The 14,828-nt window shown below is 66.7% G+C and carries 13 protein-coding genes and 1 pseudogene; 10 read left to right on the top strand and 4 right to left on the bottom strand.

Annotation, left to right across the window (positions count from 1 at the left end; all coding sequences use genetic code 11):
* The first annotated feature begins 86 nt into the window (after positions 1-86).
* Both ACSQ9A_RS38860 and ACSQ9A_RS38855 read left to right on the top strand, forming a co-directional pair.
* The gene (locus ACSQ9A_RS38860; protein WP_436298165.1) at positions 87-680 is read left to right on the top strand and encodes a type 4 pilus major pilin; all 594 of its coding nucleotides are present in this window, start codon (positions 87-89) and stop codon (positions 678-680) included.
* A 75-nt stretch (positions 681-755) separates the two neighbouring features.
* Positions 756-2,369 carry a type II secretion system protein gene (locus ACSQ9A_RS38855; protein WP_436298166.1) on the top strand — a complete coding sequence of 538 codons (1,614 nt, stop codon included), beginning with the start codon at positions 756-758 and terminating at the stop codon, positions 2,367-2,369.
* Positions 2,370-2,901: 532 nt separating this feature from the next.
* On the opposite strand, the gene ACSQ9A_RS38850 is transcribed toward ACSQ9A_RS38855, so the two are convergent.
* From ACSQ9A_RS38850 to ACSQ9A_RS38840, 3 genes and pseudogenes are all read right to left on the bottom strand, one after another.
* Positions 2,902-3,846 carry a helix-turn-helix transcriptional regulator gene (locus tag ACSQ9A_RS38850; protein ID WP_436298167.1) on the bottom strand — a complete coding sequence of 315 codons (945 nt, stop codon included), beginning with the start codon at positions 3,844-3,846 and terminating at the stop codon, positions 2,902-2,904.
* A 246-nt stretch (positions 3,847-4,092) separates the two neighbouring features.
* Positions 4,093-4,907 (bottom strand): annotated as a pseudogene (dkgB, locus tag ACSQ9A_RS38845) (2,5-didehydrogluconate reductase DkgB).
* Positions 4,908-4,932: 25 nt separating this feature from the next.
* Entirely contained in the window at positions 4,933-6,135 is a 1,203-nt protein-coding gene (locus ACSQ9A_RS38840; RefSeq protein WP_436298168.1) for an MFS transporter, read from the bottom strand.
* 103 nt (positions 6,136-6,238) lie between these two features.
* On the opposite strand from ACSQ9A_RS38840, the gene ACSQ9A_RS38835 reads away from it, so the two are divergent.
* Together ACSQ9A_RS38835 and ACSQ9A_RS38830 are read left to right on the top strand one after the other, a co-directional pair.
* A complete protein-coding gene (locus ACSQ9A_RS38835) occupies positions 6,239-7,120 on the top strand; it encodes a LysR substrate-binding domain-containing protein (protein WP_436298169.1) in 882 nt (293 codons plus the stop codon).
* Between the two features lie 488 nt (positions 7,121-7,608).
* The gene (locus ACSQ9A_RS38830) at positions 7,609-7,896 is read left to right on the top strand and encodes an AraC family transcriptional regulator (RefSeq protein ID WP_436298170.1); all 288 of its coding nucleotides are present in this window, start codon (positions 7,609-7,611) and stop codon (positions 7,894-7,896) included.
* A 21-nt stretch (positions 7,897-7,917) separates the two neighbouring features.
* Here the strand turns inward: ACSQ9A_RS38830 and ACSQ9A_RS38825 are convergent, their stop codons facing one another.
* Positions 7,918-8,835, bottom strand: a complete 918-nt coding sequence (locus tag ACSQ9A_RS38825) for a LysR family transcriptional regulator (protein WP_436298233.1) — start codon at positions 8,833-8,835, stop codon at positions 7,918-7,920.
* A gap of 161 nt (positions 8,836-8,996) precedes the next feature.
* Here ACSQ9A_RS38825 and ACSQ9A_RS38820 point away from each other — a divergent pair, with 161 nt between their 5' ends.
* The 6 genes from ACSQ9A_RS38820 to ACSQ9A_RS38795 all read left to right on the top strand — a co-directional run bounded on the left by ACSQ9A_RS38820 (position 8,997) and on the right by ACSQ9A_RS38795 (position 14,811).
* Positions 8,997-9,716, top strand: a complete 720-nt coding sequence (locus ACSQ9A_RS38820) for a pirin family protein (protein WP_436298171.1) — start codon at positions 8,997-8,999, stop codon at positions 9,714-9,716.
* A 129-nt stretch (positions 9,717-9,845) separates the two neighbouring features.
* A complete protein-coding gene (locus ACSQ9A_RS38815) occupies positions 9,846-10,499 on the top strand; it encodes a hydrolase (protein ID WP_436298172.1) in 654 nt (217 codons plus the stop codon).
* A gap of 11 nt (positions 10,500-10,510) precedes the next feature.
* Entirely contained in the window at positions 10,511-10,816 is a 306-nt protein-coding gene (locus ACSQ9A_RS38810; RefSeq protein WP_436298173.1) for a XapX domain-containing protein, read from the top strand.
* A gap of 100 nt (positions 10,817-10,916) precedes the next feature.
* Positions 10,917-12,806: an amidohydrolase gene (locus ACSQ9A_RS38805; RefSeq protein WP_436298234.1), complete on the top strand. Its 1,890-nt coding sequence runs from the start codon at positions 10,917-10,919 to the stop codon at positions 12,804-12,806.
* Positions 12,806-13,219 (top strand): DoxX family protein, encoded by a 414-nt coding sequence (locus ACSQ9A_RS38800; protein ID WP_436298174.1) that lies wholly within the window; start codon positions 12,806-12,808, stop codon positions 13,217-13,219. Before ACSQ9A_RS38805 ends, ACSQ9A_RS38800 begins: the two co-directional genes overlap by 1 nt.
* On the top strand, positions 13,216-14,811 hold the full coding sequence (locus tag ACSQ9A_RS38795; protein ID WP_436298175.1) for an MFS transporter: 1,596 nt from the start codon (positions 13,216-13,218) through the stop codon (positions 14,809-14,811). The genes ACSQ9A_RS38800 and ACSQ9A_RS38795 overlap by 4 nt, the downstream gene beginning before the upstream one ends.
* Positions 14,812-14,828 lie beyond the last annotated feature (17 nt).

Below are 14,828 nucleotides of genomic sequence, written 5' to 3'. Positions count from 1 at the left end.
ATACAGCACCAAGTAGCCGTTCTGCTCGACCTCGACCAGAACAAACCCAATCCAAACCCGATTCCAACCTGAAGGAACCATCCGAAATGCAAACTCGCACCAACCGCACCGTTTCCCTGAAGAAGGCCAAGGGATTCACCCTGGTGGAGCTGATCGTTGTGATTGCCATCGGCGCGCTGCTTGCGCTGTTCGCGGTGCCCTACGCCCGCGGCGTGATCATCAACGGCAAGGTCGAGCCCACGGCGAACGACATCAACAAGACCGTGACGTCCATCCGTGGCAACTTCGCCGGCCAGGGCGTCACCCCCTACAACAACCTGGGCGTCGGCGCCGCCGCCACCGCGATCTTCGCGAACACCGCGCGCGGCCTTTCGTCGGCGCTGACCGTAGCTGGCAATGGCGCAGCTGCCACCGTGCAACACGATCTTGGCGAGACAGGGTCGCAGATCACCGTCGCGGCCGCCACGATCACCACGCCTGGCGACTCTTTCACTGTCACCCTGCCGACCGTGAACAACGCGGCCTGCCCCGGCCTGGCCGCGCAGTTGTCGCGCGTTGCAGAAGTGATCTCGATCAACGGCGCGGCAGCGAAGGCCGTCGGCGGCACCTACAACGGCGGAATCGCGCAGAACGCGTGCACGGAAGGTGACACGAACACCTTCATCTTCACGTTCCGCTGATCTGCTTGGCCGGGCTCCCCGGAGCCTGGCGCGGCGGCGGAAGCCGACCAGTCCTGCCCAACCCTCTCTCGAACCATGACCCATCGCACTTCGCCGCTGACCGGGCGTGCGCGCCGCGCGCAGCAGGGCTTCACCCTCGTCGAGCTGATTGTCGCGATCAGCATCGCCGCGATCCTCTCGATCTATGCCCAGGCCCAACTCGCGAAGCTTTCCGAAGAGCAGATCGGGGTGTCCGCAGGGAGCTATCTCAAGCAGGTTGCCGGTGCCGCCGAGCAGTACGCGCTCAGCCATTTCGACGATCTGGGCAACGGCGTCGACATTCCTGGCGTGGCAAACGACATCGCTCCCACCATCGCGGAGCTGGTGACGGATCAGAAGCTGCCGAGCGGGTTCCCCACTACGGCCGGCGCGATGCCGACACGTCAGAGCCTGCGCATCGATGTCGAGAAGACAAACTGTCCTGGTGCCGGCTGCAACATCGTCACACGGGTCTGCACGACGACCGGCGTGACGCTTGGCGGCCCGAACGTTCGCTACGACCTGGCACAGGTGATGGTCGACCAGCAGGGTGGTACGGGCGGGCAGTCCTCGTACACGACCCCCGCCGTGATTCGAGGCCCCTCGCTGAACGTGGCGAACCCGAACGGGGCGGTGCCGGGCACGGTCTGCGCCAGCGCCACTCTCAATACTGCGATGTTCCAGCAGTTCGTGCGGGTCCGCGATACCCGCAATCCCGACCTGCGGGGTGACCTGAGTGCGGTGGGCAACCTCGCAATCACGGGGCAGTCCACCCTGACTGGCAACGTCGCTGCGGCCGGAAATGTCAGTGTGGCCGGCAGCGGCGGGTTTGGGGGCGCAGATCCGGTGGCCGTGCCCGCGGGTCTGACGGGCGTCAACACGTCGGATATGGTCGCCAGCGGAAACATTGTGGCCACCGACCTCGGCGCTGGATTCACTGGCAATAACGGCAATTTCGTGGCGATGACCACAAACAGTGGTGGTGAGGCGGCCGTCGTGACCTCAGGCCGTATGTCGGGCCGGCGCCTGATTCCGACCGGCAGCTACACGAAGGGGACAGCGTGTGTCGAAGCCGGCGCGCTGGGCCTGTCGGCAACGGAGGCTTCCGGGTCGCTCGTGGTGTGTTCGTCCGGGCGATGGACGCCGCTCACCACGGCAGCCGTCGATGGCGGCGCGTGTGCACTGGAGGGTCAGGGCGCATCCGATCCCGATGGCCTCACCCTCTACTGCACTGGCGGACGTTGGACTTCGATGAAGCAGTATCTCGCGCCGGCGGTCGACAACACGGCGTGCACGACCCCTGGTCAGGTCGGCTTCTCGGCACTGATTGCCGGCTTCAAGAAGGCGATGCTATGCCGCGTGAACCCGCAGGGCGGTGGTGCGGTGTGGAAGCGGATGGAGGACATCACGACGAACCTGGTATTTGTTCGGTCGGTTGAAGTAGTCGACACGCAAAACGTCCCTAAGCCGACCTGCGCGAATCCGGGGAACCCGACCGCGACTCCGATTATTCAGCTCATCCCGAAGACCGAATCCACGAGCGACGGTGGCCTGGCCCGCTTCGCCAATGATCTGGGAGCCGTCTGGCAAGTGAGGCTGCTGACGGGAGCATCTGGGCCGATGCCGGCCGGATCGGCCGCAATCGCGCACGTGTTCTGCTACTTCCCCTGAAAGGCCACACAAAAATGACCGTAGGTTTCCTAAAGTTGTGGTCAATTTCTCCCTGTGAGGCCCCCCAGATTTACTAAAAAAATGAGTTGTGGTCATTTTTGACTAAGAGAACTGGGTTGTGCTCGTTCCGCCAAGGAAAGGGTCGTCCGCTCAAGCAAAACCAAGTCGGAGTTGGCTCCGGGGCAACACGCGTGGAACGCTCGGACTGCCATAAATTAAAAGCGGGCCTCAGGTAACCAAGCGCCTGCTGTGATGCCGTAGCTACTTCGCGAACCAGGTCAGGCCCATCATTGCTAAGACGCTCGCTAATGCTGGGTCGCTCCGTGGGAGCAACAACAAGCAAGCAACAAGGGGCCATCGTGGTGGCGCTAATGACCTATGTCCTGATACCCCGGGTCACGCGCCGCGCCCGGCTGGCTGTACCGCTGACGACTCGGCGCGCCGACGGCAGCATTCGGGACGATGCTCAGCTCAGAACGTCGACTTGCGTGTTGAAGACGTAGCCGGCACCACGCTCCGACTGCCGTTCCTTCTATTCGCCGAGCCGTATCGCTCTGCGCCAATGGCCCGGCGGCATGCCAACGTGGCGGGTGAAAACGCGCGTGAAGTGGCTCTGGTCCGCGAACCCGCAATCGGCCGCGATCTCCGCCAATGGCCGTTCTAAGTCCCTGAGCAGCGCGCGCGCGCGCTCCAGCCGTTGCGCGATCAGCCATTGGTGGGGTGTCTGGCCGGTAGTTTCGCGAAAGGCATGGATGAAATAGCTTCGCGACAGGTGGCAGGCGTCGGCGATGTCGAGGATGGAGATGCTGCCGTCGATCCTGCTGCGCAGCAGCTCCTTCGCCCGCGCCTCTTGCGAGCGCGAAAGAATCCGCTGCTTCCTGGGCTCTGTCCGCACGGCTTGGCCATAGTTCTCGACGAGATGGGTTTCGACGGCGGCGCACACCTGATCGACAAAAAGCATGCTGGTTTCGCCCAGACGTTCGAGCGCCGGGGCCAGCGCGCACGCAAGATGGGAGAGCACCTTGTCGCTAACGCCTGTGACAGGGTCGAGGCCGCCGACTTGCCTGCCCGCCTTTTCTTTGATGGTGCGCTTAAGGACATGATGCGGTATCTCGAGGAGCACGAAATCGAACGGGCTCTTCATGTCCGCTCGATAGCTGTCGGAGAAATCGCGGATGTAGATCGAACCTTCGGCGAAGTCATGGCATGACGCATGGTGCGCATGCAGGATCCGCCGCCGGTGGCCGTCGCGCATCGAGATGCCGAGCAGCATGCCGCGTCCGGTCGCTTCAGTCGCCACGTGATCGATCTGCGCGCAGTCGGAGGTTTTGCGGTAGATCTTGACCCCGTTTGCACTGAGCCCCTGGTTCTTTTGAAGTTGGCTGGACACGCAGCCCAGCGTGTCCTTCGCCGCGGGCGAGAGAACACGGCAGGCAAGTGGATCCTCGAGTGGCTGAAGGGCGTTACTCTTCTTCATGGGGAGGCTGCTTTCGGCGCGCATGGGGATTGTCGGGGCAGGAGCCACGGTTATCGGGATCCGGGGAGTACGGCATCTTCATCGGCGCCGACGGCCACCTGCTCGGGCTCACCGTTGGCACCGGCTCCCCCAAGATCACGGCAATGCTGCATCCGCAGCGCCCGGAGCGTTTCGTCGACGCGGCCATCGGTGCAATCGTGCGGGGCCTGCACGCTGGCGCCAGATGAAGGAAAGGGAAGGCCTGCATCAGTCCCACTGCGGTGCAAGGCCTTCGGGGCTGGTGAGCCGCTCGCCGCGGTATCGAGCGCGGCGATCTGCGCCATCTCGGCATCGCCCAGCTTCAGGCGCTGCGCCTCGAGGTTGCTCGCGAGGTTGGCGCGCTTCGTCGACGACGGGATGACCGCGTAGCCGAGTTGCATCGCCCAGGCCAGCACCACCTGTGCCGGCGTGGCTTTGCGCGCGGCGGCGATCGCCACGATCACCGGATCCTTCAACACCTTGCCGTAGGCGAGCGTCATGTATGAGCTGATCGCGATGCCCTGGCTTCTTGCGAAGTCGGCCACCTTGCGGTTCTGGAGGTAGGGGTGCAGCTCGATCTGGTTGGTCGCGATCGCTCCGGCGCCGGCGGCTGCGATCGCCTCCTTCATCAGCGCGACGGTGAAGTTCGACACGCCGATCTGCCGGGTCAGGCCTTGCGCCTTCGCTTCGGCGAGCGCGCCCATGAGTTCGGCGACCGGCACCGCATCGCCCGGCGAGGGCCAGTGGATCAGCGTGAGATCGACGTGAGGGGTGCGCAGCTTCGCCAGGCTCTCCTCCAGGCTGGGAATGAGCTTGTCGCGCGCGTAGTTCGCCGTCCAGATCTTGGTGGTGATGAAGAGCGCATCGCGCGGCACGCCGCTTTCGGCGATGGCCTGGCCGACCTCGGCCTCGTTGCCATAGATCTGCGCGGTGTCGATGAGGCGGTATCCGAGGTCGAGCGCGTTCTTGACGGAGTCGATGACGGTTTGGCCCTTGAGGCGGAAAGTGCCGAGGCCGAAAAGCGGAATGTTGTGCGTAGTCATGTGAAGGTCCTAGCCAGTGAGTTGTTCAGTGGCCGATCGGAATGGGCCCGTCGGCGCGTACGGGGATGCCGCTGCGCCGGTCCAGCACGCCGCTCCACTGCGTGAGTGCCAGCGAGACCAGCACCACGAGCGCACCGATCCACGGCGTGTGCATCAGGCCCAGGTGCGTGACGATCAGGCCGCCAGCCCAGGCCGCACCGGCGATGCCGAGGTTGAAGGCCGCGATGTTGAGGCCCGAGGCCACGTCCACCGCCTGCGGCGTGAAGCGTTCGGCCTGCTTCACCACATAGACCTGCAGGCCCGGCACGTTGCCGAAGGCGACCGCGCCCCAGGCGAGCACCGTGGTGAGCGCGAGCCACTTGTGCGGCGCGGCGAAATTGAAGACCAGCAGCACGGCGGCCAGCAGCGCGAAGATGATCCTGAGCGCGGGAATAGGGCCCATGCGGTCGGCCAGCTTGCCGCCCCAGATGTTGCCGGCCGCGACGGAGAGGCCATAGACCAGCATGACCCAGCCCACGGCGCCGGCGCTGAAGCCGGACACCTCGGTGAGGATCGGCGCGAGGAAGGTGAACGGAATGAACGAGCCGCCGTAGCCGATCGCCGTCTTGGCGTAGACCAGCAGCAGCCGCGGCTCGGCCAGCACCTTGGCCTGCTGCGCGAGCGAAGCGGGCGGCGTGTGGCGGATGCTGGCGGGCACGAAGAGCCAGCTGCCGACGAAGGCGACCACGCCCAGCGCCGATACGGCGAGGAAGGTCTCGCGCCAGCCGAAGTGCTGGCCGATGAAGGTGCCGATCGGCACGCCGGTCACCAGCGCAACCGTGAGGCCGGTGAACATGATGGCGATCGCGCTCGCCGCCTTTTCCTTCGGCACCAGGCCGGTGGCGATGGTCGAGCCGATCGAGAAGAACACGCCATGCGCGAGGCCGGTGAGCACGCGCGCGGCGACCAGCGTTTCATAGCTCGGCGCCTGCCACGCCAGCAGGTTGCCGGCGGTGAAGAGCGCCATGAGGCCGAGCAGCAGCGCCTTGCGCGGCACCTTGCCCGTGAGGGCGGTGAGCACCGGCGCGCCGACGGCGACGCCGACCGCGTAGAGGCTGACCAGCAGGCCGGCCGAGGGCAGGCCGATGCCGAGGTCGGCCGCGACGGTGGGGAGCAGGCCGACGATCACGAATTCGGTCGTGCCGATGGCAAAGGCGCTGAGCGTCAGCGCCAGGAGGGCGATGGGCATGTGGGAGGTTTCCTGTTGAGGCAGGGCTCGAGTGTGAGTCAGCTCTTCTTGCAGAAACAGCGCATAGTCATCACTACACTATTGAATCGAAATCAAGAATGCCATGAAGACCACCCTCGAGGAACTGCAAGCCTTCGTTGCTGTCGTCCATGCCGGCTCCATCACGGCCGCGGCGGAGCAACTGGAGCAGACCGTCTCGGGCGTGAGCCGTGCGCTCGGCCGGCTCGAGAAGAAACTCGAGACCACGCTGCTGCGCCGCACGACGCGCCGCATCGAGCTCACGGAAGAGGGCGCTGCATTCCTCGCGCATGCGCGCGCGATCCTCGCGTCGATCGACAACGCCGAGGAGCAGATGGCCGCGCGCCGCCAGCAGCCCGCGGGCCAGTTGCGGGTGAACGCCGCCACGCCGTTCATGCTGCACGTCATCGTGCCGCTGGTGCCGGAGTTCCGGCGCAGCTATCCCCTCATCACGCTGGAGCTGGACACCGACGAGCTCAACATCGACCTGCTGGAGCGCCGCACCGATGTCGCCATCCGCATCGGCGAGCTGCGCGATTCGACGCTTCATGCGCGCCCGCTCGGCACCAGCCGCATGCGCGTGCTCGCCAGCCCCGGCTACCTGGAAAAGCATGGCCGGCCCCGCAGCGTGGTGGCGCTGGCCAAGCACACGCTGCTGGGCTTCACGCAGCCGGATTCGCTCAACCGCTGGCCGCTACGCGGGGAGCATGGCGACGAGTGGCAGATCGCACCGAGCATCAGGGCGTCGAGCGGCGAGACGCTCAGGCAGCTGGCACTCGAGGGTGCAGGCGTTGTGTGCCTCTCCGACTTCATGACCGCCGGCGACCGCAAGCGCGGCGACCTGATGCAATTGCTCGTGAACGACACCGCGGACGTGCGCCAGGGGATCAATGCGGTGTACTACCGAAATACGAAGCTGGCGGCGCGCATCGCGTGCTTTCTGGACTTTCTGGCTGCGCGTGTATGAGGGCCGGAGTCAGCGCGACCGCGGCGACCGATGGCATGCGCCTCAGCGCGTTGCCATGCCGCTCTTGCGGGGTTGCCAGCCCCGCATTGCATACTTCCCGCACATTTCAACCGCCCTTCGCTCCGACTGCTGGCTCGGCCGACGGCTGGAATCTCAGTCCGGACTCAGTGTTGTCCAGTCACTCGTAAGCACGTCGCGCTGGGGTTCCGAACTCGGTGTTGCGCGAATGCACTACGAGCTTCCGCATCTGCTCGTGCTGGCACCGCTTCCGACCGAAGATGCGTTCCTGCTCAGCGTGGAGATCACCGCGGGCGGCACCCGGCGCATTGTCAGAGATGGCAGATCGTTCCAGTTGGGTCTGCAGCAGGAGGGCTCCTTCCACATCGCGGATCTGTCGCAGCGCGCCTCGGCGTATATCTGCGGCCCCTTCCACTGGATGTTCTTTCACCTGCCGCGCGCAACGCTCGATTCATTCGTAGGCCTTCCTGATGGAGCACCTCGCAGCCGATGTATCGCTGGCCGATGTCGCGCGCGAATGCACGCTGTCACGCAGCCACTTCAGTAAGGCCTTCAAGCAGACCACCGGGCAGACGCCGCATGCGTGGTTAGTGGGCCAGCGCGTCGAGGCGGCGCAGCGCCTGCTGCGCAACCCCGAACTGTCCATTGCGCAGGTGGCCTCGGCTTGCGGCTTTGCCGACCAGAGCCACCTGACGCGGGTGTTCTCGGCGCGCACCGGCACATCGCCGGCACGCTGGCGCCGCAGCCGAGCCGATTGATCCACCCGCCGCGCCGCGGCGTCAGGAGATCCAGCCGGACCGTGGAAGCAGCGCGGGCACCAGCGGGCGGTTCAGCTGCTTCACCCACCATTGCAGCGCCTGGCCCTTGGCGCCTGTCCTCCAGGCGAGCCAGAAAGCCTCGGGCGCGCGGGGCTCTTCCGTGGCGAGTTCCACCAGTGTGCCGCGCGCCAGTTCGCCCTGGATGCAAGCGCGAGGCAGAAAGCCGTGTCCCAGGCCGGCCATCTGGCAGGCGATTTTCGCGGCCATCGACGGCACCGCGATGCGCTGTTGGCCGGAGAGCAGTCCCACCGTGCGGTCGGACAGGGTGCGCGCGCTATCACTCACCACGATCGCGTTGTGCTCCAGCAAGTCGCCGCGGTGCAGCGGGCGGTCGAGCCGGGTCAGCGGATGCGTCGGGGCGACGCAGAACGCGAACTCGAGGCTGCCTACCATGACGCACTGGTAGCCACCGCCGGCAGGTCCTTCGCCCGCGGCGATGACCACGTCGGCTCGCCCCTCGCGCAGTGCCTCCCAGCTTCCGGTGAGCGCCTCGCAGAAGATGCGCAGCCGCGTGCCGCAGCGAAGGTCCTCGAAGGCTCGCACGTCGTCGATGAGCGCCTGCGTCGGGATCAGCGAGTCGTGCACCAGCCGCAATTCCGATTCGAAGCCGGTGGCGATCTGCCGCATGCGCGATTCCAGATCGCTGGCGGCGCCGAGCAGCCAGCGTCCCTCCTTGAGCATTTCCTCGCCGGCCGCGGTGAGGGTCACGCGCGGCCCGTTGCGCTCGAACAGCAGCATGCCCAGTTGCTCCTCCAGCTTGCCCACGGCGTACGAGATCGTGGAGGGCACCTTGTTCAGGCGCGCGGCGGCGGCGGCGAAGGAGCCGTGGCGCGCGATGGCGTCCACGACCTCGATGGCTTCCAGGCTGAGCTTCAGCACGCGATACCTCGAAAGCTGATGATCGAAAACTTCGATCATAGACTGCGAAAAGGTTCGCCATCCGGTGTCGCGAAAAGAAAGAAGATTCAGCCATGGCTCGGGATCTCGCTTCGAAGCCATCATGAATCCCATCGAATCACCGAACCAGAAAGGAATGAATCATGTTGGAAGTTCGCAGTGCCAACGACCGGGGAAACGCAGATTTCGGCTGGCTGAAGTCTCGCCACACCTTTTCCTTCGGCCACTACCGCGATTCCGCGCAAGAGGGCTTTTCGGACCTGCTGGTGATCAACGACGACCGCGTGCATCCCGGCCGCGGCTTCGGCACCCACCCGCACCGCGACATGGAAATCTTCTCGTACGTGCTCGACGGCGCGCTCGAACACAAGGACTCGATGGGCACGGGCTCCGTGATCCGCCCGGGTGATGTGCAGATGATGAGCGCGGGCACCGGCGTGCGGCACAGCGAGTTCAACGCGTCGTCCACCGAAGCGCTGCACTTCCTGCAGATCTGGATCGTGCCGAATGCAAAGGGCGTCGCGCCCCGCTACCAGCAAGTGCACTTCGCCACCGAAGAAAAGCGCGGGCGCCTGCGGCTGATCATTTCGCCCGAAGGTACCGAGGGCTCGCTCGCCGTGCACCAGGACGCCCGCGTCTACGCCGGCCTGTTCGACGGCGAAGAGGCCGCGTCGCTGAAGCTCGGAGCCAAGCGCCACGCCTACGTGCACGTGGCGCGCGGCAGCGTCGAAGTCAACGGACAGCGCCTGACCGCGGGCGACGGTGCGCGCGTGCGCAACGAACAGCGCCTCGACCTGGCGCGCGGCGACGGTGCCGAGGTGCTGGTATTCGACCTGCGCCCGAACGAACTGCCCTCGTTTTGAATCATGCGCCGCCGACGCAGGCGGCAAATGTCCAAACGACCTCAAAAATCGACAAGACGTGCATCTGCCCCGAAGCGAAGATACACGTCGCGGCTCCCCCTTTTTTCCATCGTCAACACGGAGTACTTCATGTCCCTCAAAGCCACCCCGACCGCCGGCGCCAAACTGCTCACGCCCACTGACCACACGCTGGTCATGATCGACTTCCAGTCGCAGATGGCCTTTGCCACCCACTCGATCGACGCGGTCTCGCTGCGCAACAACGCTGCGCTGGTGGCGCATGCGGCCGCCGGCTTCGGCGCCTCGACCATCCTCACCACGGTGGCCGAGAAGAGCTTCTCGGGCCCCATGTTCGAGGAGATCACGGCCGCCTTCCCCGAGCAGAAGATGATCGACCGCACCTCCATGAACACCTGGGAGGACGCCGCCGTGATCAAGGAGGTCAACCGGATCGGCAAGAGCCGCATCGTGCTGGCCGGCCTCTGGACCGGCGTGTGCATCGTCGGCCCGGCCCTCTCGGCGCTCGACCAGGGCTTCGAGGTCTACGTGATCGCCGATGCCTGCGGCGACGTCTCCGCCGAGGCCCACAACCGCGCCATGGACCGCATGGTGCAGGCCGGCGCCCGTCCCATGACCTCGCTGCAATACCTGCTCGAGCTGCAGCGCGACTGGGCCCGCACCGAAAGCTACGACATGACCACCGGCATCGCCAAGAAGTTCGGCGGCGCCTATGGCCTGGGCATCATCTATGCCAAGACCATGTTCGGCGCCCACGAGGGCTGAGGGCCCGCGCGATGAAGCCTTACATCGTTTCCCTGGCGGTCGGCCTGCTGGTCGGCGCGATCTATGCGCTCTTCAGCGTGCGCTCGCCGGCGCCGCCGATCATTGCGCTCGTCGGGCTGCTCGGCATCCTTGCGGGTGAACAGCTGCCGCCGCTGGTCAAGCGGATGTTCGACCGCAACCCCGCGACCACCTCGTGGCTGCACCACCAGGTCAAGCCGCACATGTTCGGCGAGCTGCCGCAATGCGCGAAGCCGACCGAGCTCGCGGCAGCCAAGCCGGTGGCGCCCACCCGCGCCTCACCTCATGACGCCGCCTGACGTCGATCTGCAACGCCGCCAGCTGTGCCTCGGCACGCTCGGCGCCGCCATCGCCGGGCCGGCGATGGCGCAGCAACCCCATACCTCAAGGACATCCCACATGGCCGATGCCCAGCCGCCCGAATTCATCCTGCACCACGGGCTCATCACCACCCTCGACCGCGCCAATCCCACCGCCAGCGCGGTCGCGATCAGCGGCGGCCGCTTCACCCATGTGGGGCGGGACGAGGACATCCTGCCCATGGCCGGCCCCGCGACCAAGGTCATCGACCTGCTGGGCAAGCGCGTGCTGCCGGGCCTGATCGACAGCCACACCCACATCATTCGCGGCGGCCTCAATTACAACCTCGAGCTGCGCTGGGAGGGCGTCAGGAGCCTGGCCGATGCGATGGGCATGCTCAAGCGCCAAGTGGCCGTGACGCCGGCGCCGCAGTGGGTGCGCGTGGTGGGCGGCTTCACCGAGCACCAGTTCGCCGAGAAGCGGCTGCCGACCCTCGAGGAGCTCAACGCCGTCGCGCCCGATACGCCGGTGTTCATCCTCCATCTCTACGATCGCGCGCTGCTCAACGGGGCGGCGCTGCGCGCGGTGGGCTACACCCGGGACACGCCGGCCCCGCCGGGCGGCGAGATCGTGCGCGACGCCAGCGGCAACCCGACCGGGCTGCTGCTGGCCAAGCCCAATGCGGCCATCCTCTATGCGACGCTCGCCAAGGGACCGAAGCTGCCGATCGAGTACCAGTTCAATTCGACGCGCCACTTCATGCGCGAGCTCAACCGGCTCGGCGTCACGGGCGCCATCGACGCCGGCGGCGGTTTCCAGAACTATCCCGAGGACTACCAGGTCGTCCAGCAGCTCGCCGATGCCGGCCAGCTGACGATCCGCCTGGCCTACAACCTCTTCACGCAGAAGGCCAAGCAGGAGAAGCAGGATTTCCTGAACTGGACCGCGACATCGAAGTACAAGCAGGGCGACGACTACTTCCGCCACAACGGCGCCGGCGAGATGCTGGTGTTCTCGGCCGCCGACTTCGAGGACTTCCGCCAGCCGCGGCCGGACATGGTGCCGGAGATGGAAGGCGAGCTCGAGGAGGTGGTGCGCATCCTGGCCGAGAACAAGTGGCCCTGGCGCATGCACGCGACCTACGACGAGACCATCACGCGCGCGCTCGACGTGTTCGAGAAGGTGAATCGCGACATCCCGCTTCAAGGCCTCAACTGGTTCTTCGACCACGCCGAGACCATTTCCGAGCAATCCATCGACCGCATCGCCGCCTTGGGCGGCGGCATCGCGGTGCAGCACCGCATGGCCTACCAGGGCGAGTACTTCGTCGAGCGCTACGGGCCCGGCGCTGCCGAGGCCACGCCGCCGGTCAAGCGCATGCTGGAGAAGGGCGTCAAGGTCTCGGCCGGCACCGACGCCACGCGCGTGGCTTCCTACAACCCGTGGGTCTCGCTCTCCTGGCTCGTCACCGGCAGGACGGTGGGCGGCATGCAGCTCTATCCGCAGCGCAACTGCCTGGATCGCGAGACCGCGCTGCGCCTGTGGACCGAGAACGCCACATGGTTCTCCAACGAGGTGGGCAAGAAAGGGCGCATCGAGGTTGGGCAGTTCGCCGATCTCATCGTGCCGGACCGCGATTTCTTCGCCTGCCCCGAGTCGGAGATCGCCGACACCACCGCGCTGCTCACGATGGTGGGCGGCAAGGTGGTCTATGGCGCGGGCGCGTTCGCGGCGCACGACGAGGGCAGGCCGCCGCCGGCCATGCCCGACTGGTCGCCGGTGCGCGCCTTCGGCGGCTACGCGGGCTGGGGCGACAAGGAGGGCGCGCCGTTGCAGAAGACCTTGCGCCAGGCCGCGATGTCCTGCGGCTGCGCCAACGACTGCAATGTCCACGGCCACCGGCACGCGACGGCGTGGAGCAGCAAGCTGCCTATCGCCGACCTCAAGAGCTTCTGGGGCGCGCTCGGCTGCGCCTGCTGGGCGGTGTGATGGCTGCGATGCGCAATCTCTTCACCGCGCCCTGGGTGCGATGGCTCGCGTTGCTGGGCCTGTGTGCGGCCTACCTGCAAGGGGGCTTGAACAAGGCGATCGATTTCCCGGCGGCGATCGCCGAGATGAATCACTTCGGCCTGTCGCCCGCGGCGCCGCTCGCCATCGCTGTCATCGTGCTCGAGCTCGGCGCGTCGGTGCTGATCCTCACGGGCTTCTATCGCTGGCTGGGCGCGTTGGCGTTGGCCGGCTTCACGCTGTTCGCAACCTTCGTAGCGCTGCGTTTCTGGGAGATGGCGCCGCCGGAACGCTTCATGGCCGCGAACTCCTTCTTCGAACACCTGGGGCTGGTCGGCGGCTTCGTGCTCGTTGCATGGCATGACCTGCAGCAGCGGCACGAGGGGCGCGCATGAGCTCGCCCGCGTCCGCCGCCGCCAAGCCCCCAGGCAGCTTCGCGCCCTTGCGCCAGCCCGTGTTCGCCGTGCTGTGGGCGGCCACGGTGCTCGGCAACATCGGCAGCTTCATGCGCGATGTCGCCAGCGCCTGGATGGTGACCGAGCTGTCGCCCAGCCCGACCGCCGTCGCGCTGATTCAGACCGCCGCGACGCTGCCGATCTTCCTGCTCGCGATCCCCGCGGGCGTGCTGTCGGACATCCTCGACCGCCGGCGCTTCCTGATCTTCGTGCAGTTGGTGCTGGCCGCGGTCAGCGGCACGCTGCTGGTGCTGGCGCAGACCGGCACCCTCACGGTCGGCTACCTGATCGGCCTGACCTTCGTCGGCGGCATCGGCGCCGCGCTCATGGGGCCGACCTGGCAGTCCATCGTGCCGGAGCTGGTCCCGCGCGCCGAACTAAAGAGCGCCGTGGCGCTGAACTCGCTCGGCATCAATGTCTCGCGCGCCATCGGCCCGGCCGCCGGCGGCCTGCTGCTCGCGAGCTTCGGCGCGGCGCTGACCTATGGCGTCGATGTGCTGAGCTACGTGTTCGTCATCGCAGCGCTGCTGTGGTGGCGCCGGCCCGCCGCCACTGAAGCGAACGGGCTGTCCGAGCATTTCCTCGGGGCCTTCAAGGCCGGCCTGCGCTACACGCGTGCCAGCCGCGAGCTGCACGTGGTGCTGCTGCGCGCGGCGGTGTTCTTCCTGTTCGCGAGCGCCGTGTGGGCCCTGCTGCCGCTGGTGGCGCGGCAGATGCTGGGCGGCTCGGCCGGCTTCTACGGGCTCCTGCTCGGCGCCGTGGGCGCCGGCGCCATCCTGGGCGCGGTGCTGCTGCCGCGCCTGCGTGCGCGCCTGGATGCCGACGGCCTGGTGCTGCTGGCCTCGCTGATCGCCGCTGCGGTCATGGGCGCCCTGGTCCTTGCCCCGCCCCAATGGGTGGCCGTGGGGCTGCTGTTGCTGCTCGGCGTGGGCTGGATCATCGCGCTCACCACCCTCAACGGCGTGGCGCAGGGCATCCTGCCGAACTGGGTGCGCGGCCGCGGGCTGGCGGTCTACCTCACCGTGTTCAACGGCGCCATGGCCGCCGGCAGCCTGGGCTGGGGCCTGGTGGCGCAGCAGATCGGCGTGCCGATGGCGCTCGGCGTCGGCGCGATCGGGCTGGTGGCGGTGGCCATCGTCTTCCATCGGATCAAGCTGCCGGCGGGCGAGGCGGACCTGCAGCCCTCCAATCACTGGCCCGAACCGCTGCTCGCCGAACCGGTGGCGCACGACCGCGGACCGGTGATGGTGCAAGTCGAGTACCGCGTGCGCAAGGAAGATCAGCCGGCCTTCGTGCAGGCCATGCAGCGCCTGTCGCTCGAGCGGCGGCGCGACGGCGCCTACGCCTGGGGCATCACCGAGGACACGGGCGACCCCGAACGCCTGATGGAGTGGTTCCTGGTGGAGTCATGGGCCGAGCACATGCGGCAGCACCGCCGCGTGTCGCACGCCGATGCGGATCTGCAAGCCGAAGCCATCCGTTTCCACATTGGGCCGGGCAAGCCCGAAGTGCATCACTTTCTCGCTCTCTAGTCTCTGCCAATCCAAAA

The sequence above is a fragment of the Variovorax sp. LjRoot290 genome (genome assembly GCF_964253985.1).
Taxonomy (GTDB): Bacteria; Pseudomonadota; Gammaproteobacteria; order Burkholderiales; family Burkholderiaceae_C; genus Variovorax.
This window is presented reverse-complemented; position numbering and strand designations above follow the sequence as displayed.